The organism is Arthrobacter sp. SPG23 (genome assembly GCF_000876655.1).
Taxonomy (GTDB): domain Bacteria; phylum Actinomycetota; class Actinomycetes; order Actinomycetales; family Micrococcaceae; genus Arthrobacter.
In genome coordinates this window covers 338,742-365,190 of sequence record NZ_JYCN01000026.1, presented here as the reverse complement: position 1 = coordinate 365,190, position 26,449 = coordinate 338,742, and the positions used below count along the sequence as shown (strand labels likewise).

Annotated in this window: 20 protein-coding genes; 11 read left to right on the top strand and 9 right to left on the bottom strand. The window is 66.5% G+C overall.

Annotated elements, in window-relative coordinates:
* The first annotated feature begins 37 nt into the window (after positions 1-37).
* The gene (gene clpB, locus TV39_RS18865; protein WP_043484566.1) at positions 38-2,695 is read left to right on the top strand and encodes an ATP-dependent chaperone ClpB; all 2,658 of its coding nucleotides are present in this window, start codon (positions 38-40) and stop codon (positions 2,693-2,695) included.
* A gap of 28 nt (positions 2,696-2,723) precedes the next feature.
* Here clpB and TV39_RS18860 read toward each other — a convergent pair whose 3' ends face one another.
* The gene (locus TV39_RS18860) at positions 2,724-3,428 is read right to left on the bottom strand and encodes a septum formation family protein (protein ID WP_144406470.1); all 705 of its coding nucleotides are present in this window, start codon (positions 3,426-3,428) and stop codon (positions 2,724-2,726) included.
* Between the two features lie 269 nt (positions 3,429-3,697).
* Here TV39_RS18860 and TV39_RS18855 point away from each other — a divergent pair, with 269 nt between their 5' ends.
* Positions 3,698-3,931, top strand: a complete 234-nt coding sequence (locus TV39_RS18855) for a DUF3073 domain-containing protein (RefSeq protein WP_043484564.1) — start codon at positions 3,698-3,700, stop codon at positions 3,929-3,931.
* 215 nt (positions 3,932-4,146) lie between these two features.
* Positions 4,147-4,965, top strand: a complete 819-nt coding sequence (locus TV39_RS18850; RefSeq protein ID WP_043484562.1) for a VOC family protein — start codon at positions 4,147-4,149, stop codon at positions 4,963-4,965.
* A gap of 70 nt (positions 4,966-5,035) precedes the next feature.
* On the opposite strand, the gene purM is transcribed toward TV39_RS18850, so the two are convergent.
* From purM to uraD, 5 genes are read right to left on the bottom strand one after another with little or no spacing between them, the layout of a single operon-like run.
* Positions 5,036-6,193 (bottom strand): phosphoribosylformylglycinamidine cyclo-ligase, encoded by a 1,158-nt coding sequence (gene purM / locus TV39_RS18845; protein WP_043484560.1) that lies wholly within the window; start codon positions 6,191-6,193, stop codon positions 5,036-5,038.
* Positions 6,190-7,848: an amidophosphoribosyltransferase gene (gene purF, locus TV39_RS18840; protein ID WP_043484558.1), complete on the bottom strand. Its 1,659-nt coding sequence runs from the start codon at positions 7,846-7,848 to the stop codon at positions 6,190-6,192. The genes purM and purF overlap by 4 nt, the downstream gene beginning before the upstream one ends.
* Before the next feature lie 47 nt (positions 7,849-7,895).
* Positions 7,896-8,246, bottom strand: a complete 351-nt coding sequence (locus TV39_RS18835; protein WP_043484555.1) for a hypothetical protein — start codon at positions 8,244-8,246, stop codon at positions 7,896-7,898.
* A gap of 51 nt (positions 8,247-8,297) precedes the next feature.
* A complete protein-coding gene (gene uraH / locus TV39_RS18830; RefSeq protein WP_043484552.1) occupies positions 8,298-8,639 on the bottom strand; it encodes a hydroxyisourate hydrolase in 342 nt (113 codons plus the stop codon).
* Positions 8,636-9,133: a 2-oxo-4-hydroxy-4-carboxy-5-ureidoimidazoline decarboxylase gene (gene uraD, locus TV39_RS18825; protein WP_043484549.1), complete on the bottom strand. Its 498-nt coding sequence runs from the start codon at positions 9,131-9,133 to the stop codon at positions 8,636-8,638. Before uraD ends, uraH begins: the two co-directional genes overlap by 4 nt.
* Before the next feature lie 282 nt (positions 9,134-9,415).
* Between uraD and TV39_RS18820 the strand changes: the two genes are divergently transcribed.
* Both TV39_RS18820 and opgC read left to right on the top strand, forming a co-directional pair.
* Complete coding sequence (locus TV39_RS18820; protein ID WP_043484546.1) at positions 9,416-10,651, top strand: GAF domain-containing sensor histidine kinase; 1,236 nt, start codon at positions 9,416-9,418, stop codon at positions 10,649-10,651.
* The gene (gene opgC, locus TV39_RS18815; protein WP_326942853.1) at positions 10,638-13,163 is read left to right on the top strand and encodes an OpgC domain-containing protein; all 2,526 of its coding nucleotides are present in this window, start codon (positions 10,638-10,640) and stop codon (positions 13,161-13,163) included. Before TV39_RS18820 ends, opgC begins: the two co-directional genes overlap by 14 nt.
* 21 nt (positions 13,164-13,184) lie before the next feature.
* Here the strand turns inward: opgC and TV39_RS18810 are convergent, their stop codons facing one another.
* The 3 genes from TV39_RS18810 to TV39_RS18800 form a co-directional block, all read right to left on the bottom strand.
* A complete protein-coding gene (locus TV39_RS18810) occupies positions 13,185-13,991 on the bottom strand; it encodes an IclR family transcriptional regulator (protein ID WP_043484791.1) in 807 nt (268 codons plus the stop codon).
* Between the two features lie 88 nt (positions 13,992-14,079).
* Positions 14,080-15,336 carry an aminopeptidase P family protein gene (locus tag TV39_RS18805; protein ID WP_043484544.1) on the bottom strand — a complete coding sequence of 419 codons (1,257 nt, stop codon included), beginning with the start codon at positions 15,334-15,336 and terminating at the stop codon, positions 14,080-14,082.
* Between the two features lie 54 nt (positions 15,337-15,390).
* Positions 15,391-16,794 (bottom strand): MFS transporter, encoded by a 1,404-nt coding sequence (locus tag TV39_RS18800; protein WP_043484543.1) that lies wholly within the window; start codon positions 16,792-16,794, stop codon positions 15,391-15,393.
* A gap of 408 nt (positions 16,795-17,202) precedes the next feature.
* Between TV39_RS18800 and betA the strand changes: the two genes are divergently transcribed.
* From betA to TV39_RS18770, 6 genes are all read left to right on the top strand, one after another.
* Positions 17,203-18,906 carry a choline dehydrogenase gene (gene betA, locus TV39_RS18795; protein ID WP_043484542.1) on the top strand — a complete coding sequence of 568 codons (1,704 nt, stop codon included), beginning with the start codon at positions 17,203-17,205 and terminating at the stop codon, positions 18,904-18,906.
* A gap of 9 nt (positions 18,907-18,915) precedes the next feature.
* Complete coding sequence (locus tag TV39_RS18790; protein WP_200891053.1) at positions 18,916-20,415, top strand: aldehyde dehydrogenase family protein; 1,500 nt, start codon at positions 18,916-18,918, stop codon at positions 20,413-20,415.
* A 118-nt stretch (positions 20,416-20,533) separates the two neighbouring features.
* Positions 20,534-22,225: an APC family permease gene (locus tag TV39_RS18785; RefSeq protein ID WP_043484540.1), complete on the top strand. Its 1,692-nt coding sequence runs from the start codon at positions 20,534-20,536 to the stop codon at positions 22,223-22,225.
* Positions 22,226-22,284: 59 nt separating this feature from the next.
* Positions 22,285-23,421, top strand: a complete 1,137-nt coding sequence (locus TV39_RS18780; protein WP_043484539.1) for an S-(hydroxymethyl)mycothiol dehydrogenase — start codon at positions 22,285-22,287, stop codon at positions 23,419-23,421.
* A complete protein-coding gene (locus tag TV39_RS18775; protein WP_043484538.1) occupies positions 23,418-24,038 on the top strand; it encodes an MBL fold metallo-hydrolase in 621 nt (206 codons plus the stop codon). The genes TV39_RS18780 and TV39_RS18775 overlap by 4 nt, the downstream gene beginning before the upstream one ends.
* The gene (locus TV39_RS18770) at positions 24,035-26,434 is read left to right on the top strand and encodes an FdhF/YdeP family oxidoreductase (protein ID WP_043484536.1); all 2,400 of its coding nucleotides are present in this window, start codon (positions 24,035-24,037) and stop codon (positions 26,432-26,434) included. Before TV39_RS18775 ends, TV39_RS18770 begins: the two co-directional genes overlap by 4 nt.
* Positions 26,435-26,449: the final 15 nt, after the last annotated feature.

Genomic DNA, 26,449 nt, shown 5'->3' with positions numbered 1-26,449 from the left:
ACTTTAAGAGTTGATCTATCCCCGAAAGGAGCTCTCTTTGGACGCCAAGTTCACCACCAAGAGCCAGGAGGCTCTTTCGGCAGCAGCCATGAACGCTTCCACGGCAGGAAACCCCCAGGTTGAGCCTGCCCATCTGCTCAAGGCGCTGATGGACCAGCGCGAAGGCGTGGCCGTCGCGCTCCTCCGCGCCACCGGCGCCGATCCGGACGCCGTCAGCGTCCAGGCGAGCACCGCCATCAAGTCCCTGCCGGCCTCCTCCGGTACGTCCGTTCAGCAGGCCCAGCTGTCCCGCGCTGCCCTGCAGGTGATCAAGAATGCCCAGAACGAGGCGGACAAGCTGGGGGATACCTACGTCTCCACCGAGCACCTGCTGCTGGGCCTCTCCGCCGGCAGTGACGCCGTTGGCAAGCTGATGCGCGACGCCGGCGCCTCCCACGAGGCCCTGCTCGCCGCCCTGCCGGGTGTCCGCGGGGACCGCAAGGTCACCAATGCCGACCCCGAGAACACCTTCCAGGCGCTGGAAAAGTTCGGCACGGACCTCACCGCGATCGCCCGGTCCGGCAAGCTGGACCCGGTGATCGGCCGCGACGCCGAGATCCGCCGCATCATCCAGGTGCTGAGCCGCCGCACCAAGAACAACCCGGTGATCATCGGCGAGCCCGGCGTCGGCAAGACCGCCGTCGTCGAAGGCCTTGCCCAGCGGATCGTCGCCAATGACGTCCCGGAGAGCCTGCGCGGCAAGACCCTCATCGCCCTGGACCTCGCCTCGATGGTGGCCGGTGCCAAGTACCGCGGCGAGTTCGAGGAGCGGCTCAAGGCCGTCCTGGAGGAGATCAAGAGCTCCGAGGGGCAGATCGTGACCTTCATCGACGAGCTCCACACCGTGGTGGGCGCGGGCGCCTCCGGGGACAGCTCCATGGACGCCGGCAACATGCTCAAGCCCATGCTGGCCCGCGGCGAGCTGCGCCTGATCGGCGCCACCACGCTGGACGAATACCGCGAGAACATCGAGAAGGATCCCGCCCTGGAACGACGCTTCCAGCAGGTGTTCGTGGGCGAGCCCAGCGTGGACGACACCATCGGCATCCTCCGCGGGCTGAAGGAACGCTACGAAGCCCATCACAAGGTCTCCATCGCCGACTCCGCCCTCGTTGCTGCAGCAACCCTTTCCAACCGCTACATTTCCGGGCGGCAGCTGCCGGACAAGGCGATCGACCTTGTGGATGAGGCGGCGTCCCGGCTGCGCATGGAAATTGATTCCGCGCCGGAGGAGATCGACCAGCTTCGGCGCCAGGTGGACCGGCTGACCATGGAAGAGCTGGCCCTCGCCAACGAGAAGGACGCCGCTTCCGTGGAACGCCTGGCCGCGCTGCGGGCGGACATGGCGGACAAGAAGGAAGCACTGTCGGCACTCAACGCCCGCTGGGAAGCTGAGAAGGCCGGCCTGAACCACGTCGGTGACCTCAAAGTCAAGATTGATGAGTTGCGTTCCGCCGCGGATAAAGCTAAGCGAGAGCTTGACTGGGAAACGGCCTCAAGAATTGAGTACGGCGAGATCCCAGCCCTTGAACGCGAGCTAAACGCTGCGGCCGAAGCTGAAGCGGCCGCCACCGACAAGCCCGCCCTCATGGTGGCCGACGAAGTCACGGCGGGGGACATCGCCGAGGTGATCTCCGCCTGGACCGGCATCCCGGCCGGGCGCATGCTGCAGGGCGAAAGCCAGAAGCTGCTGCACATGGAAGAGGAACTGGGCAAGCGGTTGATCGGCCAGAAGAAGGCTGTGGCGGCCGTGTCCGACGCCGTCCGCCGGGCCCGCGCGGGAATCAGCGATCCGCACCGGCCCACCGGCTCGTTCCTGTTCCTGGGACCCACCGGCGTCGGCAAGACCGAGCTTGCCAAGGCCCTGGCGGAGTTCCTGTTCGACGACGAGCGCGCCATGGTGCGGATCGACATGTCCGAGTACGGCGAGAAGCACTCCGTCGCCCGCTTGGTCGGTGCGCCTCCGGGCTACGTGGGATACGAGGAAGGCGGCCAGCTGACTGAAGCAGTCCGCCGTCGTCCGTACTCCGTGGTGCTGCTGGACGAGGTGGAGAAAGCCCACCCCGAGGTGTTCGACATCCTGCTGCAGGTGCTCGACGACGGCCGCCTGACCGACGGCCAGGGCCGCACCGTGGACTTCCGCAACGTGATCCTGGTGCTGACTTCCAACCTGGGCAGCCAGTTCCTGGTGGACCAGACCCTGGATACCGAAGCCAAGCGCAGCGCCGTCATGGCCACGGTGCACGCATCGTTCAAGCCCGAATTCCTGAACCGGCTGGACGAAGTGGTGCTGTTCGATGCCCTGGACGTCGAAGAGCTGGCCCGGATCGTGGAACTCCAGGTCGCTGAACTCGGCAGGAGGCTGCGCGACCGCCGGCTTGACCTGGAAGTGACCGAAGGCGCCCGCGCCTGGCTGGCCATGACGGGCTTCGATCCCGCCTACGGCGCCCGGCCGCTGCGCCGGCTGGTGCAGCGCGAGATCGGCGACCGGCTGGCCAAGGCCATCCTCGCCGGCGACATCGCCGACGGTGACACCGTGCTGGTGGACACCGCGGCCGACGTCGACGAACTCACCGTGGCCAGCCTGGCGGGACAGGAAGGGCCCGACGGCGGCGCGCTCGCCGGCAGCGGCCTGTCCGTACGGCGGAAGGGCTAGGCGGAGGAAAGGCTACGCGGCGGAAGGGCTACGGGATCAGCGATTCCATAATGATGTTGCCCTTGTCCGCTGTGACGTAGCAGTCCACCCGCCGGTCGCCCTTCTCCCAGCTGGTGTCGCTCGGGTAGGCGTTGCGCTGCATGAGGACGTAGTTTGCCACGGCGTCGGTGAGGCCGGCGTCCTGGCAGATCTCGCGGCCCTTCTGCCGCAGTGCTGCGATGCCCGGGTAGGAGTCCGATTCCGGATACCGGTACAGGGCAACAAGTTGTGCCGAGTGGCCGCTGGTGCAGGCCACCACCCGTGATTCCGTAGCTTCGGGATCGAAGTTCTCGAAGCAGTCGCCCAACTGGTAGTCCAGGGCGCTCACGCCGTCCTGGGGAAGCTGGCTCCTGGTTGGCTGCGGGGACTGCGACGTCTCCGTGGCAACCGGGGCCGGGGGCTGGTTGGCGGCCTGCTCGTTGACGCCCGCAATAAGGGAGGCCAGCCACCAGATGAGCAGCCCCAGGACCACAAGTCCGCCCACCACGAAACCAACCTTGGACAGGGTCTGATTCGGCTCGGCCGCGTCCTGGGCGGGTTTGTGTGTCGCGGCAGGCGGCTGGATGGGAAGGCTGCTGGTGGGGGGCCGGGCAGGCGGAGGCGGAACCACCGGCGGCGTTGAGCCGTCCGCGGATGTCGTGCGGTTCATGGCGCTGGTGCCCGTTGCGTTCTCGTCGTTCACGTGAAGATTCACCCTTCCCGGCGTCCTTTTTCCCCGCAGGAGCCCGTGGCTGCGGCCGCTGGCGTGGAGTCGCTCAAACGACTCTACCGAAGAAAAACCAGGGACCGGAGAAGGCCGGGACCTGCGCAAACGTGGCTGCCGTCCTTCGGAGGCCGGACCCGGGGCGCAGTTACCGCTGAAAGCATGTAATCTAGGTGTACGACAAATTGACCAAACATTCCGGGGCCTCACTAACGCCAATGGTGACCACCTCCGGTCCGAGTACAAAAGGGGGTCACGCCATGGGGCGCGGCCGTCAAAAGGCAAAAGCTACCAAGCAGGCTCGGGATATTAAGTACTATTCCCCGAACACTGACTACACCGCCCTCCAGCGCGAGCTGAAGAGCGCTGAGGGTCGTGCACCGAGCCGTTTCTCGAGTGAGCCGGTTGAACCGGATTATTCGGCTTATGTGGATAAGTACGCGGACGATTTGGAAGAAGACGACGACGAGGTTGACACCCGTCGAATCGGTTAGTTGTCGACCACTGGACCTGCCGTAGGGCACTCAGTGGCCTGCCGCCGTCGTACTATTCACCACAGTGATCCGTACGATCCTTCGGCTCTTCTTTTCCAGCACCCCGGGTGCTGAACCCAGATATCAGGCCCGTCAGGGCGCGCCGGCTTCCGGTGTGCCCTGACGGGCCTTTCTGCTGTGTGCCTACACTGTTCGGGTCGAAGGGAAAGAATTTTATGACCGAGCGCAGCACTTTCAATGCGGGCGAGATCTGTTGGACGGACCTCCAGGCCAAGGATGTGGAAGCAGCGAAGTCGTTCTATGCAAACGTGTTCGGGTGGCGCTACGAGGACCTCCCCACCCCGGACGGGCGGAGCTATTCGAAGGCTTACCTAGGGGATGACCTCATCACGGTCATTGCGCCGCAGAATCCCCTCCAGGAAGCTTCCGGAACCGCCGCGCAGTGGAACATCTACTTCGCTGCCGGTGATGCCGGAGCCGTAGCCGAGGAGACGCCGCACGCGGGCGGTACGCTGGAGTTCGGTCCCGAGGACGTGGCGGATACCGGCGTGATGGTGTTTGTTGCGCCGCCCGGCGGCGGAACTACCGGCGTGTGGCAGCCGGGGACGCACACCGGCACCGCCAGGTACAACGAGCCCGGGGCGCTTGCCTGGGCCGAGCTCCTGACCCCCGAACCGCAGGCCGCCGTCGCCTTCTTCCAGCAGCTGTTCGGGCACGAGGTCACCGAATACCCGCAGGACGACGGCGGAACGTACACCACGCTGATGGTGCACGGCGCGGAGGTGGCCGGAATCGCACCGCTGCCGCAGGACGACGACGCCGGCGACCGGGAAGAACCGGAGGATCAGGCGCAGGCCGGCTGGCAGGTCTATTTCGGTGTTTCAAGCATCCCGGAGGCGGTGGCCGCAGCAGTGGCCGCGGGCGCCGTCGTGCTCGTTGAACCGGAGGATGACGGCAGCGGTGATGAGGACGCCGGAAGCGTCGCCACGCTGAGGGACCCGCAGGGCGGGATCTTCAGCCTGCTGGAGGTTTAAACAGATCGAGTGCTCCGTAACGGCCCTTTTCAACGCTCTAAAGGGCCGCCACGGAGCACTCGATGAGAGTTTAGGCGTAGGCGTTCACCAGGCGGACTGCGCCGCCGTCAACACCCTTGGCACCCTGGACGTAGTCCGGGCCGGCCTTCACGATCGAGTCCGAGTTCTCCTCGACGGTGCCCATGATCCAGGACGGCAGGCCGCGGTCGTTGAGGCGGTTCACTGCGGCGTCGGCGGCTTCGGGGGAGACGATGGCCACCATGCCCACGCCGAGGTTCAGGGTGCGCTCGAGGTCGGCCAGCGGGACGTTGCCCAGTTCCGATACCAGCTTGAAGATGGCCGGAAGTTCCCACGTGGCGCGGTCCACCGTGGCGATGAGGCCCTGCGGGAGGACGCGGGCCAGGTTGGCCGCAAGGCCGCCGCCGGTGACGTGGCTGAAGCCGTGCACGGATGCGTCTGCCGTCAGCGGGAAAGCGCGGGCCAGGTCCAGGCAGTCGGCGGCGTAGACGCGGGTGGGCTCGAGCAGTTCCTCGCCCAGCGTGCGTCCGAGTTCGGAGACCTGACGGTCCAGGGCCCAGCCGGCGTGGTTGATGACGCGGCGGACCAGGGAGTAGCCGTTGGAGTGCAGGCCGGAGGACGCCATGCCTATCACGACGTCGCCGGCGCGGACGCGGTCCGGACCCAGCAGGGCGTCGGCCTCGACAACACCGGTGGCGGCACCGGCGACGTCGTACTCGTTTTCACCCAGCAGGCCCGGGTGCTCTGCGGTTTCGCCGCCCACCAGGGCGGTGCCGGCCACGGAACAGGCTGCTGCGATGCCGCGGACGATGTCCGCGATGCGCTCGGGCACAACCTTGCCGCAGGCGATGTAGTCGGTCATGTAGAGCGGCTCGGCTCCCACCACGACGATGTCGTCCACCACCATGCCCACCAGGTCGAAGCCGATGGTGTCGTGGATGTCCATGGCCTGCGCAATGGCCACCTTGGTGCCCACGCCGTCCGTGGAGGTTGCGAGCAGCGGCCGCTTGAAGGTGAGGAGCTTCGAGACGTCGTACAGCCCGGCGAAGCCGCCGACGCCGCCGATCACCGAGGAGTTGTGGGTCGCCTTGACGGCGTCCTTCATCAGTTCGACGGCGCGGTCTCCCGCTTCGACGTCAACCCCGGCAGAGGCGTACGTGATCCCGGCGGCGTTCTGTGAGTTACGGGCGGACGAGGATGCGGAAGTCATACGGACTCTTTCTTGTCAGCGGTCAGACGGTCGGCGTCGGTCAGCAGGTTCTCGAACTCGGCGTCCGGTCCCGGATCGCAGCCCGTGGCGCCGGGCTTCCCGGCCGGGTCCTCGGCGGAGTCAACAGCCACGGAGGCTTCGGCAGCGGGGCCGGCCGAAGCGGCGGACCCTGCTGCGGGCAGGCCGCCGAGGTCCGTGCGCTCCAGCAGGTTCTTCCCCAGCTTGTCCGAACCCGGAAGTTCGATGGGGTACTTGCCGGTGAAGCAGGCCGTGCAGAGGCGTTCGCGCGGCTGCTGGGTGGCGCCGATCATGCCGTCTTCCGAGATGTACGCCAGCGAATCGGCGCCGATGGCCTGGGAGATTTCCTCAATGGTGGCGCCGTTGGCGATCAATTCCGCGCGGGACGCGAAGTCGATGCCGTAGAAGCACGGCCACTGCACCGGCGGGGAGGAGATCTTCACGTGCACCGCAGCGGCCCCGGCTTCGCGGAGCATCCGGACGATGGCGCGCTGGGTGTTGCCGCGGACGATCGAGTCGTCCACCACCACAACGCGCTTGCCGCGGATCACGGACTCGAGGGCGTTGAGCTTGAGCCGGATGCCCAGCTGGCGCAGGGTCTGCGAGGGCTGGATGAACGTGCGGCCCACGTAGGAGTTCTTGACGAAGCCGTGGGCGAACGGGATGCCGGATTCCTCGGCGTAGCCCACGGCAGCGGGGGTTCCGGACTCGGGAACCGGGATGACGATGTCCGCTTCCTGGGTGTTTTCGCGGGCCAGCTGGCGGCCCATCTCCACGCGGGACTCGTACACGGAGCGTCCCGCAATGGCGGCGTCCGGACGCGCAAGGTAGACGTACTCGAAAACGCAGCCCGCCGGCGTCGGCTCTGCAAAGCGCTGGGACCGCACGCCTTCTTCGTCGATGGCGATGAATTCGCCGGGTTCGATTTCGCGGATGAAGCTGGCGCCCACGGTGGCCAGGGCCGACTGCTCGGAGGCCACCACCCAGCCGCGCTCCAGCCGGCCGAGGACCAGCGGGCGGATGCCGTAGGTGTCACGGGCCGCGTAGAGGGTGCCCTCGTCCATAAAGACGAAGCAGAAGCCGCCCTTGATCTTGGGCAGCAGCTCGATGGCGGTCTGTTCGAGGGACTTGCCCTCTTCGCCCTCGAGCAGTGCCGTGACCAGGGCGGTGTCCGAGGTGTTGCCCTGCTTCATTTCGCCGCTGAGCTGGCCGCCGTTGCGCTCAATGATCATGGCATTGAGCTCGGCGGTGTTGGTGAGGTTGCCGTTGTGGGCGAGGGCCACGGTGCCCGTGGCGGTGGCGCCAAGCGTGGGCTGGGCGTTGGCCCAGTGGCTGGCGCCGGTAGTGGAATAGCGGCAGTGGCCGACGGCCAGGTGCCCGGTCAAGGTGTTCAGCGTGGTCTCGTCGAAGACCTGGGATACGAGCCCCATGTCCTTATAGACGTTGATCCGCTTGCCGTCGCTGGTTGCTATGCCAGCCGACTCCTGACCGCGGTGCTGCAATGCATACAGCCCGTAATAGGTGAGTTTTGCTACTTCTTCACCTGGTGCCCAGACCCCGAAGACGCCGCAAGCGTCCTGGGGGCCTTTTTCGCCAGGGAGAAGATCATGAGAAAGTTTTCCATCGCCGCGTGCCACTGGTCGATTATCTCACGTGATGGGGTAGGACTTTTCCGGCCGCCCGTTTATGACTGACGGCCGGCCGCGGCGCCGCCGGCATCGCCGTCGTCCGTTTCGTTGCCCGGGGCCTCTTCCGGGACGGCCTCGACGACGGCGTGCTCGGCGCGGCGGACGCTGAGCCGGTCCAGCAGGAGCGCCACAATGGCGCCCAAAATCACGCCGCCGGCGCCGAACAGGACCAGGAAGAAGCCGAAGACGGAGCTGGGTTCGTAGCTCGGGTCTCCGGGCAACGCAAACGCGATGACCGCCGCCACGATGATGCCCACGAGTCCGCCAAGTATGAGGAACGGCACGTATTTGGGTGCTCGGCGCACGGTGATTTCGCGCCTCTCGGCGGGGGTGTCTTCAGAAGCCATGCCTTCTAGCCTACTGCCCGGGATTGAATGGGTTGGCCGCCCCGCCAGTGCCTAGCTGCCGCGGTACGTCGAGTAGGCGAACGGGCTCAGGAGCAGCGGCACATGGTAGTGCTCGCCGGCGTCGGACACGGTGAACACCAGGTCCACTTCCGGGAAGAACGTGGCGGTGCCCAGGCCCTCGTAGTAGGCGCCCGTGGAGAAGTTCAGCCGGTACGTCCCGGCGGGGAGAAGCTCCGGGCCGAGGTCCTTCGCCCGGCCGTCAGCATCGGTGGTGCCCGACGCGACGAGGTTCCAGGCGCCGCCGTCGCGCGCGTAAAGCCCGACGGCGACGCCGGCAGCCGGGCGCCCGGCGCCGGTGTCCAGGATGTGGGTGGTCACCTGTGAAACGGTCATTCGCTGATCACTCCTTCGAGCCGGAGCAGCGCTATTTCGCGCAACTGCTGGGCCACTATGGCGTCTTCTTCTTGGCGGGTGTGGTTAAGGCGCTCGTGCAGCGCGGCCAGGATTTCCGGCGCAGTGCGTCCGGCGGCCCGGATCAGGAAGACCCGGCCGAACTTTTCCTCGTAGGCACGGTTACCCTCGGCCAGTGCCTTGGTGATGTCCTGGTCCGCGGGATCCACTCCGGCCTGTTCCGAGCGGGACATGGACGCCTCGGTGGTGGAAGCCGTGGGCCGTTCCCCGATCCGCGGATGGTGGGCCATGGCAGACTCCACCTCGTCCGGAGTGAACGGGGCCGCGGCGTCGCGGGCGAAGTCCAGCAGGGCCTTGCTGCTGGCAAAGGGTCGTGCATCCGCGATCTGGTCCACCCAGCGCTGGACGTCGATGCAGGGGCGAAGTGCCGCGGTGACTTCCGCGCGGTCCGCCCCGTTGAATACGGCAAGCTGCATGCTTGTTCATCCCTCGTGCAAATGCTGGCATCCATGGCGTCGGCTATGCGGAAAAGGGAGTGCCCCGGTGCAGTGGATGCCGCAGGCCAATTCATGGCTGCTACGTCTCGCTACATTCCGCATCATGGAACTGTTATTTCAGCATGCGTAATAGTCAACCTGAAATTTGCGGCTGGTGTCAAGAGACTACCCCACCCCGGCCGGCGGCGATCAGCTCCGCTAGACTCCTGCTGGGGGGACTGCGGCGCTTGGCCGGCTGTCCTGGATGTGGGAGGGACGCACGTGGCTCAAGCAGATGGGCGCAGCCTTGTGAGCGCTGCCCTGGACCGGCGCTCCGTGTTGGGGGAATACGGCCTTCTAGGGGAAAGCCCGGATGCCAGCACAGCGCGTGCCCTGAACTTCCTGGTGGACCTTGCCGCGAAGCTGTGCGGCGTCCCCTTCAGCGTCGTCAACATCATCACTCCCGGCCAGCAGGTCCAGCTTGCGGCCGCGGGCCTGAAACCCGGACTGTGCGCACGGGAGGACTCGATGTGCGCCAAGGTCTTCCAGCAGGGCGGTACCACCGTGGTGCCTGACGCTTCCGTGGACCCGAGATTTGCGGACCACCCGTTTGTGACCGGAGAGATCGCCAGCGTCCGGTTCTACGCGTCGTCGCCGCTGCGGACCAGCTCCGGCTTCGCGCTGGGCTCCCTCTGCGTCTTTTCCGATGCTCCGGCCACCCTCTCCGCCGAAGAGACGGCCATGCTGGATGTCCTGGCGGCGCAGGTGGTGGAAGTACTGGAGTTGCAGCATCGCACCCTGCAGCTCCAGCATGCACTGGAAGAACTGGGGCGCAGCAACCGCAAGCTCGCCGAATTCGCCGGACGGGTCAGCCATGACCTGCGCATCCCGCTCACCACGATCCTTGGCTATGTAGAGCTGAGCGAGGACGACGATGACATCCGTCCGGACAGTCCGGCGGCTGGCTACCTGCAGCGCATCGGCGGCAGCGGGCGCCGGATGCTCTCCATGCTCGACGACGTCCTCAGCTACTCCCGGGTGGGCGGCGCGCTGCGTCCCCGGCCGGTGTCCCTGAAAGGCGCGGTCGCAGCGGCGGTCAGCGACCTGGGCGACGGATTCGGCGGCAACACCGAACTGGACTGCGAGGACGCGGAACTGATGGCAGACCCTGCACAGCTGCGGACCCTGCTGCAGAACCTCCTCGGCAATGCATCCAACTACCGCCGCGCCGGCCAGGACCTCAAGGTCAGCGTCTCTGCGTTGGCCGACGAGCGCGGCGTCACCCTCCGCGTGTCGGACAACGGCAAGGGCATCGGCGCCGCGGACCGCGAACGGGTCCTTGAACCACTGGTGCGGCTGCATCGTCCCGGTGACGCCCCCGGGTCGGGGCTGGGGCTGGCCACGTGCGTGCGGATCGTGCAGTCGCACGGCGGAGAACTCTCCCTCACCGAAACACCGGGCGGCGGAACAACTGTTTCTGCCCTCTTCCCGAAAGGCGGCCCGCGTGAATCCGCATAAAACCACCCTGAGGGTGGCGGTGCTCCTGCTCGCGCTGGTGCTCTTCCTGCCGGCCGGAACCGTGCAGGCCGCCGTGGCAGCGCCAGCCGGCGTGGCAGCGCAGGCCGCCGTCCCGGCGTCGAACCTTAACAGCGGTGAGGACCTCGGTGCATCATCCGGAAAGCCGCTCCTGGGCGGCGTGCTGGAATGGGGCGAGGACGACGCCGCAGGGTTCGCCGCGCGGCTGCAGGCCACTCCGGCTGTCCTCGGCCACGACGTCTCCTTTCCTCTCAAAGACGGCGAAAAAGGCTACTTGCGGGAGTTCCTGGCCCAGAGCGCCGCCTCCGGGGCCCACGCGCTGCTCTCCGTGAATCCCACAATCCCGCTCGCGGAGGTGACCGCGGCCGGCGCTGCCGATTTTGCCGGACAGTTCGAGGAACTCGCGAAGGGCTTCCCCGGTAAGCTGCTGATCCGCTTCGCGCCGGACATGAACTCAAGCTGGGTGCCCTGGGGCCAGCAACCCGGGGACTACGTGCCGGCGTACCGGGCCGTGGCCCAGGCGTTCGCATCGGAATCAAACGCGGTGATGGTGTGGCAGCCGTTCCAGGCACGGGATTACCCGTTCACCAGGAACCGCGATGCCCCGGCGCCCGGCACCCCCGGTTTCGCCGCACTGGACACGAATTCCGACGGCGCCTGGAACGGCGCGGACGCCCCGTATGCCCCGTACTACCCGGGAGACGACGCCGTTGACTGGGCAGGCCTGACGGCACTGCACGACGACACCGGCGGGGGAGCCGCCGTGAACACGCTGCCCAAGGACGGGGAGCTGGCCTCGCTGCTGACCGGGACTGCCCGGGGGGCCGCCTCCGTTGAGGCCGGCCAGTCCGACGGCGGTGAATCCAACTTCTACGAGTCCTACGCAGTTAGGCGGGACAAACCGCTGCTGCTCCAGACGGCGGCTTACTTCAGCCCGTCGGCGGGCGGCCCGTCGGAAGCCGACATCAAGCCCGGCTGGTGGAGGCAGGTCCTGGGGGAGGCCGCCCCGGGCAAGCTGGAGCGGATCGCCGCCATCGTCTGGGACGAGAAGACAGAAGTGGGGGACGCCGGCAACACCATCATTGACTGGCGCCTCACCCGGAACGCGGACGTGGCAGAGGCCGCCGCCGCGGCCGCCAAGGAGTCCACGCTGGTCACCGGGCCGGTCACCGACACCGTGCAGGGGCTGGGCGGGGTGCCCGGCAATACGCTGTCCGGTGTTCCGGCGGCGATCGTGGCGGCGGCGGTGCTGGCGGGCGCGCTCCTGCTGTGGTTCCTGCCGGTGCGATTGCGCCCGGCAAAGGGCTGGATGTATTCGGACAAGTCCTCGCGCGATTCCCGGGTGGACCTGATGCGCGGGGTGGCCATCCTGTTCGTGGTGGTGAACCACGTGGGCATGACGTCCCTCTTCCAGCTGCTCACCCAGGAAACCGTCGGCTTTGTGTCCGGCGCCGAGCTGTTCGTGCTGCTGTCCGGGCTGGTGCTGGGGATGGTCTACGGACCCAAGGCCCAAGGCAACATCGGCGAGGTCGCGCAGAAAACCGGCAGGCGGGCAGGCAAGCTGTACGTCACGGCGCTGGCAGTTGTTGCCCTCGTGTTCCTCCTCAGCCTCGTTCCGCTCTTCAACTCGGATGTGCTGACCACGTTCACGGACCAGGGCACCGGCGGCGCCGGCAGGTCGGGAGCGGGCAGGACCTACGACCTCTACAGCGGCATGCAGGGCCTGTTGCAGTTCCCGGTGTCCGGGGCCGTCATCCCTGCGGTGCTGCTCCTGCAGTTCGGGCCATGGCAGTTCAACGTGATGGGGCTCTACGTGATCATGCTCCTGGTCAGCCCGCTGATCCTGCTGGCGCTGGCCCGGGGCAAGGTGCTGTGGGTCCTGGTGGCCACCACGGCGCTGTACATCGCCGGCACCGTGTTCCGGTTCCGTATCCTGCCGTCGCAGTTCGAGGATTCCTTCCCGCTGATGGTGTGGCAGGTCCTGTTCGTGCTGGGCCTGGTGGGCGGCTACTACCGGCGGACCGTCGTGGCCTGGCTGTCCGCGCACCGGTGGGTGGTGGGCGTCTGTGCGGCTATCACCGTGGCCTTTGCACTGATGTCCTGGGCAAACCCGTACCTGGCCAACCAATACGACGTGCGCCTCGCCCTGACCTCCGACGCGAATTACCGCGCCGTCTACGACCAGCTCTTCGGGCGGACCTACTTGGAACCGGGGCGGCTCCTGAATGTGCTCACCCTCCTGGTGACGGCCTACGCGCTCCTCACCGCCTACTGGAAGCCGATTGAACGTGCGGTGGGCTGGCTGCTGATCCCGCTGGGGCAGGCCACGCTGTACGTCTTCATCATGCACGTGGTCCTGATCGCCGTGGTGGCCAACATCCCGGCACTGCAGCAGGGAAACATCTGGCTGAACACTGCGGCCTACGCCCTGATCGTGGCGCTGCTGTGGGCGATGGTCCGGACCAAGTTCCTGTTCCGCATCATCCCCACCTGACGCTCTCTCGTTAAACCGGGGTCAGCGCGCGGGGGACACGCCGCCCAGGCGGGCTGTGACGCGGTCCGCGGCTGCCTTGCAGGATTCCCCGAGGCGTTGCAGCGTGTCGGGGGAGACCCGGAAGCGGGGTGCCGGGATGAGGACCGCCGCCACGATGTCGCCGCGGTGGTCGAACACGGGGGCGGCCAGGCCTACTTCGTCCAGTGACGACTCGCCGTAGTTGGTGGCCCAGCCGCGACGGGCGACGTCGCCGAGCCGGATCAGGTAGGCCTCGAGGCTGGTGTCGTCCAGGCCCGGATAGGCAATTTCGCCGCTGCGGAGCAACATCCGTACCCGCTCGGCAGGCTCGGCGGCGAGGAAGACCTGCACGGAAGCGCTGAGGGCGTCCTTGTACCGGGCGCCCAGCGGCGTGGTGTGCTTGATCTGGTGATGGCTGGCGATCTGCTCCACGCACATCGACTCGGAGCCGTTCCACACCATGAGGGCGCTGGTTTCGCCCGTTTGCTCCGTCAGTTCGCGCAGCACGGGGTAGGCCACGCGGCGCTCTTCGAGTTCTGCCAGCAGCGGCCCGGCGACGGCAATGAGGCCCAGGCCCAGTCGGAACCTGCGGGTCTCCGGATCCCGTTCCACCAGGTGTTCCTGCTCGAACGTGGCCAGGATGCGGGAGACAGTGCTCTTGTGCAGGCCCACGCGGTTGGCGATCTCGGTGACGCCGAGCAGGGGCTCGTCCGCGGTAAAACTTCGAAGCACCGCGATGGCGTTGACGATGACGGACGTGCCCTTGGTGTCGCCGTTACTGCTGGTTTCGGGAGCTTCTGCAGAGGTCATAATGCCCACCATCATTCCGTATGTAAGCCTGAAAGCGGCGCCACGAAGGACGTGGCGCCGCTTTCAGGGTGTGGCAACTGCGGTGCTCTTAGGCCCCGATGATGTTGTATTCCGGACCGAACGGGAACTTGGTGATGTTCTCCGCGCCGTCCTCGCCGACCACCAGGATGTCGTGTTCGCGGTAGCCGCCGGCGCCGGGTTGTCCGTCGAGGACCGTGATCATGGGTTCCATGGAGACGACCATGCCGGGTTCGAGGACCGTGTCGATGTCTTCGCGGAGTTCGAGTCCGGCTTCGCGGCCGTAGTAGTGGCTCAGGACACCGAAGGAGTGGCCGTAGCCGAAGGTGCGGTTGGCGAGCAGTCCGTAGCCGACGTAGATCTCGTTGAGCTCGGCGGCGATGTCCTTGCAGACGGCGCCGGGCTTGATGAGTTCGAGGCCGCGTTTGTGGACCTCGACGTTGATGTTCCACAGTTCCAGCGAGCGGGCGTCCGGTTCGCCGTAGAACAGGGTGCGCTCCAGGGCTGTGTAGTAGCCGGAGGTCATGGGGAAGCAGTTCAGCGACAGGATGTCGTGTTCCTGGATTTTGCGGGTGGTGGCCCAGTTGTGTGCGCCGTCGGTGTTGATGCCGGACTGGAACCAGACCCAGGTGTCGCGGATCTCGGAATCCGGGAAGGTCCGGGCGATTTCGTGGACCATGGCTTCGGTGCCGATCAGGGCGACTTCGTATTCGGTGATGCCTGCGGTGATGGCGTTGCGGATGGCTTCGCCGCCGAGGTCGCCGATGCGCGCCCCGTGCTTGATGACCTCGATCTCCTCGGCGGACTTGATCATCCGCTGGCGCATGGCGGCCTGGGCCACGTCCACGAGGGTTGCGGAGGGGAAAGCGGCCTGGATCTTGTTGCGGTTATCCAGCGGCAGCGAGTCGTCCTCGACGCCGAGGCGGCGCGGGTTGATGCCGCGGGTGCGCAGGACTTCCTGGATGGCGAAGATGTAGTTGTCCCGGCGCCAGTCGGTGTAGACGATGTTGTCGCCGTAGCTGCGGCGCCAGGGCATTCCGGCGTCGATGTTGGCGGTGACGGTGACGGTGTCATCCTTGGTGACCACCATGGCGTAGGAACGGCCGAAGGTGGTGAAAAGGAAGTCGGAGTAGTACTTGATGGAGTGGTAGCTGGTCAGGACGACGGCGTCCAGGTCCTTCTCTGCCATGATGCGGCGCAGGCCGGCGAGGCGGCGCTCGAACTCGGTGTCGGAGAAGGTGAGCTTCACCTTGTCCCCGTTTTTCAGGACCTTGGTGCGCTCCAGTTCGGCGACGGACGTTGCGTTCTCGGATGTTGTGGTGGTCATGGTGGTGATGCCTTTCTGTGGTGCAGTTATGTGAGGTGAGTGGAAGAAGTTTGGCTATTCGTGGCGCAGCGGTTCTTTGCAGGTTTCCCTGGACAGCGAAACGGCGATCAGGGAGATCACTGCCGCGGCGACGAGGTACCAGGCCGGCGCCAGATCGCTTGCGGTGGCAGCGATCAGGAGTGTTGCCATGAACGGGGCGGTGCCGCCGAAAAGGGCATTGGAGAGGTTGAAGCTGACCGCGAAGCCGCTATAGCGGACACGCGTGGGGAACATTTCGGCCAGGAAGCTGGGGAGCGTGCCGTCGTTGAGGGTGAGCATCGCACCCAGCAGGATCTGGACCAGGACGATGATCAGGAAGTTCCCGGTTCCCAGGAGGGCGAACGCCGGCACCGTCAGCACGATGAAGGCGACGGATGCACTGATGAGCACCTTCTTGCGGCCGTAACGGTCCGAGAGCATCCCGGTGAGGAAGATGAACCCGATGTACGTGACCAGCGCGATGGTGGTGGCCAGGAAGGACTCGGTTGCGCCCAGGCCCAGCTCTGAGGACAGATAGGTGGGCATGTAGCTGAGGATCACATAGAAGCCGACGGCGTTGAGCAGTACAGCCCCGACGGCCTGCAGCAGCTGCCGCCAGTGGTTCCGGAACAGGCTGGAAACAGGTGCCTTGACAGCCTCGTCCTCCGCGGCCATTTCGCGGAACACCGGGGTGTCTTCCAGCTTGGTGCGGATGTAGCGTCCGATCAGTCCCATCGGGGCAGCCAGCAGGAACGGCAGGCGCCAACCCCAGCTCTGCATCGAGTCGGAACTGAGCAGGACTGTCAGCAGGCCCGCCAACAGGGAACCAAGGAGCAAGCCTGCTGCGGTGCTCGCAGGAACCACCGCGGCGTAGACGCCCCGCTTGTTAGCGGGGGCGTATTCGACCAGGAACGCCGATGCTCCGGCGTATTCCCCTGAGGCTGAGAAGCCCTGCACGACCCTGATGATCAGCAGCAGGATCGGAGCCCAGATGCCGATGGTGTCGTAGCCGGGAATGAGAGCAATGCAGAAAGTCGCTCCGGACATGATCAGGATTGACAGCGAGAGAGCGGTCCGCCGGCCCACCCTGTCACCGATATGGCCCCAGACGAACCCGCCGAGCGGGCGCACCAGGAATGAAATCGCGAACAGGGCGAAAGTCAGCAGAAGCCCGGTCTGGGGATCTGATTCAGGGAAGAAAACCGTCGCGATCGTAACGGCCAGGTAGCCGTAAACGGCGTAGTCGAACCATTCAACGAAGTTGCCGATAAAGCTGGCCGCGATGACTCTGCGGCGCGTTTCCTTGCTGACACCGTTGTCAGCAGGTTGGAAATTCTGGCCGCTCAACGTGCTGCGGCCGGCGCGGCGGCCTTCATGCACGCCATCCTGCTCCGCGCCCAGTCCTCCCGCAAGAGCGGGAGAGGAAGTTTCGTTACTCATGTATCCACCAAGGTGTTTGGGGTTGCATTCAGCGCAACGCTGTTGCACCAGACTAGGCGTGACATGTAACACAGTCAATACCTTCTTGTTTCCAATATATGAACTCTGATCGGCTATTTGCTGCCTCTCAGCCCTGCGGCTGCGCAAAGCCCGACTGATCCGTTGCGTCAAAAGAAACCGAGTTGCGCTCTCCGACAACTCATTTTTCGGCCTGCCCAGGGCTGCCGCGTAGTACTCCGGCGATCTATTGACACCCCTTGTGACGGCTGTCATATTTTCCAGTACGCGCTATGTGCATCGTGTTGTGTAATACGCAATACGGCCGGATCCGAATCCGCGATGCGCAGGATTGCTTCTCGATGGAACGGCGACGCCGGGTCCTCACGACGTACAAGGAGACTTTGCAGAATGACAGAGACCAGCTACGACTACGTCATCGTCGGTGGGGGAAGTGCCGGTTCCGTGCTGGCCAACCGCCTGAGTGCAGGTGGCACGCGCAGTGTCCTGGTCCTGGAGGCGGGACGAAGCGACTACCCCTGGGATCTGTTCATTCAGATGCCGGCCGCCCTGACCTTCCCCAGCGGGAACCCGTTCTACGACTGGCGCTACGAGTCGGATCCGGAGCCGCACATGGGCGGACGCCGGGTGGCCCATGCCCGCGGCAAGGTCCTGGGCGGCTCCAGCTCCATCAACGGCATGATCTTCCAGCGCGGCAACCCGCTGGACTACGAACGCTGGGGAGCCGACGACGGGATGGAATCGTGGGATTTCGCGCACTGCCTGCCGTACTTCAACCGGATGGAAAACGCCCTCGCGGCCGATCCGGACGATGAGCTCCGCGGCCACTCGGGACCCCTGGTCCTGGAGCGCGGGCCCGCCACCAACCCGCTGTTCCAGGCCTTCTTCAAGGCGGCACAGGAAGCGGGCTTCCCGCTGACCGATGACGTGAACGGCTACCGCCAGGAGGGCTTCGCGGCCTTTGACCGGAACGTGCACAAGGGCCAGCGGCTCTCCGCGTCCCGTGCCTACCTCCGTCCCGGTGCCAAACGGCCCAACCTGACGGTCCTCACCCGGGCCCTGGTCACGAAGGTGAACTTCAAGGGCAACGTTGCCACCGGCGTCACCTACCGCCGCAACGGCAAGACGCACGTGGTGAACGCCGGCGAGGTGATCCTGTCCGGCGGAGCCATCAATACCCCCCAGCTGCTGCAGCTTTCGGGCATCGGGGACGCCGCGCACCTGAAGTCCCTCGGCATCAAACCCGTGGTCCACCTCCCCGGCGTGGGGGAGAACCTGCAGGACCACCTTGAGGTCTACATCCAGCACGCCTGCACCCAGCCGGTGTCCATGCAGCCGAACCTTGACCTGTGGCGCTACCCGCTCATCGGCCTCCAGTGGCTGCTGGGCCGCAAGGGTCCCGCGGCCACCAACCACTTCGAAGGCGGCGGGTTCGTCCGCTCCAACGACGAGGTGGCGTACCCCAACCTGATGTTCCACTTCCTGCCCGTCGCCGTGCGGTACGACGGCCAGAAGGCCGACGCGAAGCACGGCTACCAGGTGCACATCGGCCCCATGTACTCCGACGCCCGCGGCAGCCTCAAGATCAAATCCACTGACCCCACCGTGCACCCCTCCATGGTTTTCAACTACCTCTCCACCGACCAGGACCGCCGCGAATGGGTGGAAGCCATCCACATCGCCCGCGACATCCTCGGCCAGTCCGCCATGGGTCCCTTCAACGGCGGGGAACTTTCCCCCGGCCGGGGTGTCCAGACCGACGCCGAAATCCTCGACTGGGTGGCACGCGACGCCGAAACAGCCCTGCATCCGTCCTGCACCGCGAAGATGGGGCCTGAATCGGACCCGATGGCCGTGGTCAACCCGCTCGACATGGGTGTGCACGGCGTCCAGGGCCTCCGTGTGGTGGATGCCTCGGCCATGCCCTATGTGACCAACGGCAACATCTACGCCCCGGTGATGATGCTCGCCGAAAAGGCGGCCGACCTGATTGCCGGCACGGCCCCGCTGGCCCCGCAGCATGCCGAGTTCTACCGCCACGGGCACAGCCCGCTGGTGCGGAACCAGGCCGCTGCCGCAGCGGCGAAGGGCTAGGGAGGCAACGTGACGACCGAAACCCAAGTGGAGCTCGCCCGGGGCGTCTACGTCGACGGCGGATGGGCGCCGTCGTCGGGAGACCGGACCCGGACCATCAGCTGCCCGGCCGACGGAACCGCCGTCGCCGTGGTCGCCGAGGGCACCGCGGCTGACGCCGAAGCGGCGGTGGCCAGCGCCCGCAAGGCGTTCGACGACGGCGCGTGGCCCCGTACGCCGGAACGCGAGCGGGGGAGGGTCCTGCAGCGGGTCGCTGAGCTGCTGGAACGCGACAAGGCCGAGTACGCCAGGGCCGAGGCGCTGGACACCGGGAAGAGGTACGTCGAGGCCGAATACGACATCGATGACGTCACCGCCTGCTTCCGCTACTACGCCGGCATCGCGGGCACCGACGCGGGCCGGGTGATCGACACCGGCAACCCTGATGCGATCAGCAGGGTGGTGCACATGCCGGTGGGCGTCTGCGGGCTGATAACCCCCTGGAACTACCCCCTGCTGCAGGTGTCCTGGAAAGTGGCGCCGGCTCTTCTGGCGGGCAACACGTTCGTCCTCAAGCCCAGCGAGCTGACGCCGTCCACGGCCGTGCTGCTCATGGAGACGCTCCGGGAGGCGGGGGTGCCCGCAGGCGTCGCCAACCTGGTCACCGGCACCGGCCCGGAGGTCGGCGCCGTCCTCAGCACCGATCCGCGGGTGGACCTCGTGTCCTTCACCGGCGGCCTGGCCACCGGCAAGCGCATCATGGCGGCGGCGGCCGACACGGTAAAACGGGTGGCCCTGGAGCTCGGCGGGAAGAACCCCAACATTGTGTTCGCCGACGCCGACCGGGAGGCCGCCGTCGACTTCGCCCTGACCGCTGTCTTCCTGCACTCGGGGCAGGTCTGCTCCGCGGGCGCGCGGCTGATCGTCGAGGAGTCCATCCACGAGGAATTCGTGGCGGAGGTGGCCCGCCGGGCCCGCAAGATCCGCCTGGGCGGTCCGTTCGACGAACTGGCCGAGACCGGTCCGCTGATCTCGTTCGCCCACCGGGACAAGGTGCACGCCTATGTCCGGGCCGGCGTCGCCGAAGGCGCCAGGCTGGTGTGCGGCGGGACCATCCCCGGCCAGCCGGAGCTGGCCGGGGGAAGCTATTACCCGCCCACCATCCTGGACGGCTGCAACAGCAGCATGCGCGTGGTGCAGGAGGAATCCTTCGGGCCCGTGCTCACCGTGGAAACCTTCCGGACCGAGGCCGAGGCCATCCGGCTGGCCAACGACACCGTCTACGGCCTGGCCGGCGCGGTGTGGACCGGTGACGGATCCCGTGCCCAGCGCGTGGCACAGGAGTTGCGGCACGGCACGGTGTGGATCAACGACTACCATCCCTATGTGCCGCAGGCCGAATGGGGCGGCTTCGGGCAGTCCGGCAACGGACGGGAACTCGGGGTGCTGGGCCTGGCTGAGTACCGGGAAACCAAGCACGTCTGGCAGAACACCCGGCCGGGTCCCAGCCGCTGGTTCGGCCACCTCTAACCACGCACCACCTATGGGGAAACCGGTTTGGCGCAGTTTGTCCGCGCCGGCCGTCGATTACGCCTGCGCCTTCAGGCAGCGGGCCTGCAGCATCGTGCTATTCGACTTAGGAGCTCAGATGTCAGAACCCACCACGTTAGAACCCTCCAAAAGCGTTGACTCAAGCGGCATGGACGAATTCGGCTACGCCCAGACCCTGGACCGCAGCATCGGCAAGTTCGCCAGCTTCGCCGCCGGAGTCAGCTACATCTCCATCCTCACCGGCGTTTTCCAACTGTTCTACTTCGGCTTCTCCATGGCCGGCCCCGCCTACGCCTGGTCCTGGCCCCTCGTCTTCGCCGGCCAGCTGATGGTGGCGTTGTGCTTCGCCGAACTGGCGGGCCGCTACCCGGTGGCCGGCTCGGTCTACAACTGGGCCAAGCGGCTGTCCTCCGGAACCTGGGCCTGGCTGGCCGGCTGGCTGCTCCTGCTCTCCTCCATCATGGCGCTCGGTGCGGTGGCCCTGGCGTTGCAGCTCACGCTGCCGCAAATCTGGTCCGGCTTCCAGTTCATCGGGGACGGGACAGGTCCCTATGACTTTGCCGTCAACGGCGTGATCCTGGCCAGCATCATGATCGGCATCTCCACCCTCATCAACGCCTTCGGCGTCAAGCTGATGACCCGGATCAACAGCATCGGCGTGTTCGTGGAACTGGCCGCGGCCGTGCTGCTCATCCTGGCCCTCGGCTGGCATGTGGTGCGCGGTCCCGAAGTCCTCTTCGAGACTGCCGGTTATGGCGACGAGCACCCCCTGGGATTCTTCGGGGTGTTCCTCATCGGCGCCATGGCCTCCGGCTACGTCATGTACGGCTTCGACACTGCGAGTTCCCTGGGCGAGGAGACCAAGGATCCGAAGCGCACGGCCCCCAAGGCGATCCTGCGCGCCGTCACCGCGTCCTTCGTGCTCGGCGGCCTGATCCTCCTCGGCGGGCTGCTGGCTGCGCCGGACCTGAACGACCCGAAGGTGGGCGCTGCGGACGGTGGACTGCAGTACGTGGTCCTGTCCGTGCTGGGCGGCCCGTTCGGCAAGGCATTCCTGGTCTGCATCGTGGTGGCCGTCGTGGTCTGCACCCTGGCCGTCCACGCCGCCGCCATCCGGATGATGTTCGCCATGGCGCGGGACAACAACCTGCCCTTTAGCCGCCAGCTGGGCAAAGTGGACCCCGTCCGCAAGACCCCCACGGTGGCCGCCATCGTCATCGGCATCCTGGCCGTCGTCCCGCTGATCGTCAACATCACGCAGCCGGCAATCTTCACCATCATGTCCAGCATCAGCATCGTGCTGATCTACCTGTCCTACCTGCTGGTCACGGTGCCGATGCTGCGGCAGCGGCTGCTGAAGAAATGGCCGCTTACGGACGCAGGAGGTACTAACAGCATTTCGGAACCCGGCTTCAGCCTGGGCAAATGGGGGATGCCGGTTAATATCCTCGCCGTGTTGTGGGGCGGCGCCATGACGCTCAACCTGATCTGGCCGCGCCCGGAGATCTACAATTCCGTGCCGCCGTTCGAGTGGTACCTCCAGTGGGGCGGCGTCATCTTCGTCGGCGCAGTCGCGATTGGCGGGGCGTTGCTCTACCGTCTGAGGATCAGGCACCGCACGGGCGTCCTGGCGGAGCACGCTGCAGTGCCCGCCGCAGCCCAGGCAGCACCGCAGGCCGCTGTCCCGGCTCCGGCCCCGGATCGGGTCCGGGTTTCGGCCCCGGGCCGGGGCGCCGATCAGGGCCTTGAGCCGCTGGAAGAAGATTTGGAACCGCAACGAGTCAGCTAGATTGGCAGTGGGTGCCGTTGCGAGCGAGCCCCCGGGCTCAGGAAAGGAACACAAGAATCATGGTTCACAAAGTCAAAGCCGTCGTCGTTAAGGAAAAGAATGCTCCGGTCTCGGTGGAGACCATCCTGGTACCGGATCCGGGACCGGGCGAGGCATTGGTGGATATCCTCACCTGCGGCGTCTGCCACACGGACCTGCACTACAAGCAGGGCGGAATCACGGACGATTTCCCCATCCTGCTGGGCCATGAGGCCACCGGCGTGGTCAGCGCCGTCGGGCCGGACGTCACCCAGGTGGCCCCCGGCGACCGCGTGATCCTGAACTGGCGGGCTGTGTGCGGCGAATGCCGCGCCTGCGCCAAGGGCCAGCCGCAGTACTGCTTCAACACGCATAACGCGACGCAGAAGATGACCCTCGAAGACGGCACGGAACTCTCGCCCGCGCTGGGCATCGGCGCGTTCGCGGAGAAGACGCTCGTCGCCGCCGGGCAGTGCACCAAAGTTGACGACGACGCCGATCCGGCCGCCGTCGGGCTCCTCGGCTGCGGCGTCATGGCAGGTATTGGCGCCGCCATCAACACCGGTGAGGTCAAGCGCGGCGAATCCGTCGCCGTGATCGGCTGCGGCGGCGTGGGCATCGCCGCCATTGCGGGCGCAAAGCTCGCCGGCGCCACCACGATCATCGCGGTGGATATCGACGCCAACAAGGTGGAAATGGCCAAGGCCCTCGGCGCCACCCACGGCGTGGATTCCAGCAAGGAAGATCCCGTCGAGGCCATCCGGGCACTGACGGGCGGCAACGGTGCGGACGTCGTGATTGAAGCGGTGGGCCGCCCCGAAACGTACAAGCAGGCGTTCTACGCACGCGACCTCGCCGGCCGCGTGGTGCTGGTGGGCGTCCCGACGCCGGACATGAAGCTCGAGCTGCCATTGCTGGATGTTTTTGGCCGGGGTGGATCCCTGAAGTCGTCCTGGTACGGCGACTGCCTGCCCTCCCGCGACTTCCCGATGCTGGTGCAGCAGTACAAGCTGGGCAACCTGGACCTGGACGCCTTTGTTAGCGAACGCATCACCATCGACCAGGTGGACGAGGCTTTCGACAAGATGCATGAAGGCAAAGTGCTGCGTTCCGTGGTGGAGATCCGCCCGGCCGCTGAAACCGCAGGCGCCACCGCCACGGAAGCGGCCGCTGTATGAGCGTCACCATCGAGAACCTGGTCACCTCAGGGACGTTTTCGCTCGACGGCGGCACCTGGGATGTGGACAACAACGTCTGGATCGTGGGGAACGAGGACGAATGCGTGATCATCGACTCCCCGCATGACGCGGAAGCGATCATCCGCCAGGTCCGCGGCCGGAAGGTCCTGGCCATCCTGCTCACGCACGCCCACAACGACCACATCGGGGCGGCGCGTGCCGTGGCCGAGGCCGTGGACGCGCCGATCTACCTGCACCCTGACGACCTGGTGCTGTGGGAGCAGGTCTATCCGGACGTTAAGCCGGACCGCTTCCTCGCAGACGGAGACGTGTTCCAGGTGGGCGGGGCCACCCTGCGTGCCCTCCACACCCCGGGCCACTCGCCGGGATCCACCTGCTTCCAGCTCGAGGAGCAGGGGACGGTGTTCACCGGAGACACGCTGTTCAACGGCGGTCCGGGCGCCACGGGCAGGTCCTACAGTGACTACCCCACCATCCTCGCCTCCATCCGCGACCGGCTGCTGACGCTGCCCGCCGCTACGGTGGTCCGGACCGGCCACGGCGACAACACCACCATCGGGGCCGAACGCGAGACTCTGGCCAAGGTAGACCAGTGAAAACTCCCAGGTTCGGCAGGCAGCCGGCCCCGGTTGCGGATATCAACGAGGACCAGCTCGAAGTCCACCCGCCGAAGAGGGAAGCGGCCGGCGTCAAAGCGGTGATGGTGGCGCTGGAGCGCGCCGTGGCGCAGGCCGGGGTGTCCCGGACGGCCCATTCGCTGCTCCGGCTGAACCAGCGCGGCGGCTTCGACTGCCCCGGGTGCGCCTGGCCGGAATCGGACAAGAAGCGCAAGACGGCGGAGTTCTGCGAGAACGGCGCCAAAGCCGTGGCAGAGGAGAGCACCCTCAGGACGGTCGGCGCCGAGTTCTGGGCCCGTCATTCCATCGCGGAGCTGAGGGGTAAGACCGAGTACTGGCTGGGAAACCAGGGCAGGCTCAGCGAACCGATGGTGATCCGCGAAGGGGAGACCCACTACTCGCCGATCTCCTGGGCGGACGCCTTCGAGCTGATCGGCGAACACATCCGGGCCAGCACGCCGGACCGCTGCGTTTTCTACACCTCGGGGCGCACCGCCAACGAGACGGCGTTCATGTACCAGCTGTTCGCGCGGGCCCTGGGCACCAACAACCTGCCGGACTGCTCGAACATGTGCCACGAATCCTCCGGGTCAGCGCTGAACCCGACCATCGGCATCGGCAAGGGCACCGTCTCGCTGGATGACATCCACGATTCCGAGCTCATCTTCGTCGTCGGACAGAATCCCGGCACCAACCATCCCCGGATGCTGTCTGCCCTGAAGGAGTGCAAGGACAAGGGCGGCAAGGTGGTGGCGGTGAACCCGCTGCCGGAGGCCGGCCTGTTCAACTTCAAGGACCCGCAGACCGTCTCCGGGGTGGTGGGACACGGCACCCCGCTGGCCGACGAATACCTGCAGATCAAGGTGGGCGGGGACCTGGCACTGTTCCAGGCCCTGGGCCACCTGCTCCTGGCGGAGGAAGAGCGGAACCCGGGCACCGTCGTCGACCGTTCCTTCGTCGACGCGCAGACGGACGGCTTCGACGCCTACCGTGACGCCCGCCGGGAACTGGACTGGGACGAGACCGAGAAGGCCACCGGCCTGGCCCGGACGCAGATCGAGGACGTGGCCGGCATGCTGATCCGGTCCAAGGCCACCATCTTCTGCTGGGCACTCGGCGTCACGCAGCAGCCCCACTCGGTGGACACCATCAAGGAAATGGTCAACGTCCTGCTCCTGCAGGGCAACTTCGGCAAGCCCGGCGCCGGGGCCTGCCCGGTCCGCGGACACTCCAACGTCCAGGGCGACCGGACCATGGGCATCTGGGAGAAGCCGAAGGAATGGCTCCTCGAAGCACTGGATAAGGAGTTCAAAATCCAGTCACCGCGCGGCCACGGTTACGACGCCGTGGAGGCGATGGAGGCCTTCGAACGCGACGACGTGGACGTTTTCGTGTCCATGGGCGGCAACTTCTCCCTGGCCTGCTCCGACACCGAGACCCTGGAGGCCGGGATGCAGCGGATCGGCCTGACGGTTCACGTATCCACCAAGCCCAACCGGTCCCACGTGGTTCACGGCCGCACGTCGCTCATCCTGCCCACGCTGGGCCGGACGGACAAGGACGACAAGCACCCGGGCGGCGCCCAGTTCCTGTCCGTGGAGGACTCCATGTCCGTGGTCCACTCCACCCAGGGCAGGCTCCACCCGGTGTCAGAGCACCTGCTCGCTGAGCCGGTGATCATCGCCCGGATGGCTGACGCCACCTTCGGCGCGGACCACCCGGTGGACTGGAAGGCCATGGCCGCGGACTACGACGTGGTCCGGGACCACATCTCCCGGGTCATCCCGGGTTTCCAGGACTTCAACCAGCGCGTCCGGACCAAGAACGGCTTTGTGCTGCCCAACCCGCCGCGGGACACCCGGTCGTTCAAAACGGACATCGGGCGCGGACGCTTCACGGTCAGCCCGCTGGAGTACCTGACCCCGCCGGCGGGCCACCTGGTGCTCCAGACCATCCGCAGCCACGACCAGTACAACACCACGTTCTACGGCGTGGATGACCGGTACCGCGGCATTTCGGACGGCCGCCGGGTGATCCTGGTGCATCCGGAGGACCTGGCCGAACTCGGCTTCCAGGACCGGGATCTGGTGGACGTGGTGAGCACATTCCGCGGGAACGACCGGCAGGCGGACAAGTTCCGGCTGGTGGCCTACCCGACGGCCAAGGGCTGCGCCGCGGCGTACTTCCCGGAGGCCAACGCCCTGGTGCACAAGGAGAACGTGGCCCGGGTATCAAACACCCCAGGGTTCAAGGCCATGTTCGTCCGGTTTGTGCCGCACCCAGCGGAAGCAGCAGCGGACGCCCCGGCTGAACGCAGCGAGGCAGCAACGCCGCACCCTGAAGGCGCGGCGGCCCAGCCGGCGTCGGTCGGCTAGGACAGGCCCCGGCCA

What these genes read in the sequence shown, in the direction of transcription:
- TV39_RS18855 (WP_043484564.1), top strand. Translation starts at nt 3,698, where the DNA reads ATGGGGCGCGGCCGTCAAAAGGCAAAAGCTACCAAGCAGGCTCGGGAT.
- TV39_RS18850 (WP_043484562.1), top strand. Translation starts at nt 4,147, where the DNA reads ATGACCGAGCGCAGCACTTTCAATGCGGGCGAGATCTGTTGGACGGAC.
- purM (WP_043484560.1), bottom strand. Translation starts at nt 6,193, where the DNA reads ATGACTTCCGCATCCTCGTCCGCCCGTAACTCACAGAACGCCGCCGGG.
- TV39_RS18835 (WP_043484555.1), bottom strand. Translation starts at nt 8,246, where the DNA reads ATGGCTTCTGAAGACACCCCCGCCGAGAGGCGCGAAATCACCGTGCGC.
- uraH (WP_043484552.1), bottom strand. Translation starts at nt 8,639, where the DNA reads ATGACCGTTTCACAGGTGACCACCCACATCCTGGACACCGGCGCCGGG.
- uraD (WP_043484549.1), bottom strand. Translation starts at nt 9,133, where the DNA reads ATGCAGCTTGCCGTATTCAACGGGGCGGACCGCGCGGAAGTCACCGCG.
- TV39_RS18810 (WP_043484791.1), bottom strand. Translation starts at nt 13,991, where the DNA reads ATGACCTCTGCAGAAGCTCCCGAAACCAGCAGTAACGGCGACACCAAG.
- TV39_RS18805 (WP_043484544.1), bottom strand. Translation starts at nt 15,336, where the DNA reads ATGACCACCACAACATCCGAGAACGCAACGTCCGTCGCCGAACTGGAG.
- TV39_RS18800 (WP_043484543.1), bottom strand. Translation starts at nt 16,794, where the DNA reads ATGAGTAACGAAACTTCCTCTCCCGCTCTTGCGGGAGGACTGGGCGCG.
- betA (WP_043484542.1), top strand. Translation starts at nt 17,203, where the DNA reads ATGACAGAGACCAGCTACGACTACGTCATCGTCGGTGGGGGAAGTGCC.
- TV39_RS18785 (WP_043484540.1), top strand. Translation starts at nt 20,534, where the DNA reads ATGTCAGAACCCACCACGTTAGAACCCTCCAAAAGCGTTGACTCAAGC.
- TV39_RS18780 (WP_043484539.1), top strand. Translation starts at nt 22,285, where the DNA reads ATGGTTCACAAAGTCAAAGCCGTCGTCGTTAAGGAAAAGAATGCTCCG.
- TV39_RS18775 (WP_043484538.1), top strand. Translation starts at nt 23,418, where the DNA reads ATGAGCGTCACCATCGAGAACCTGGTCACCTCAGGGACGTTTTCGCTC.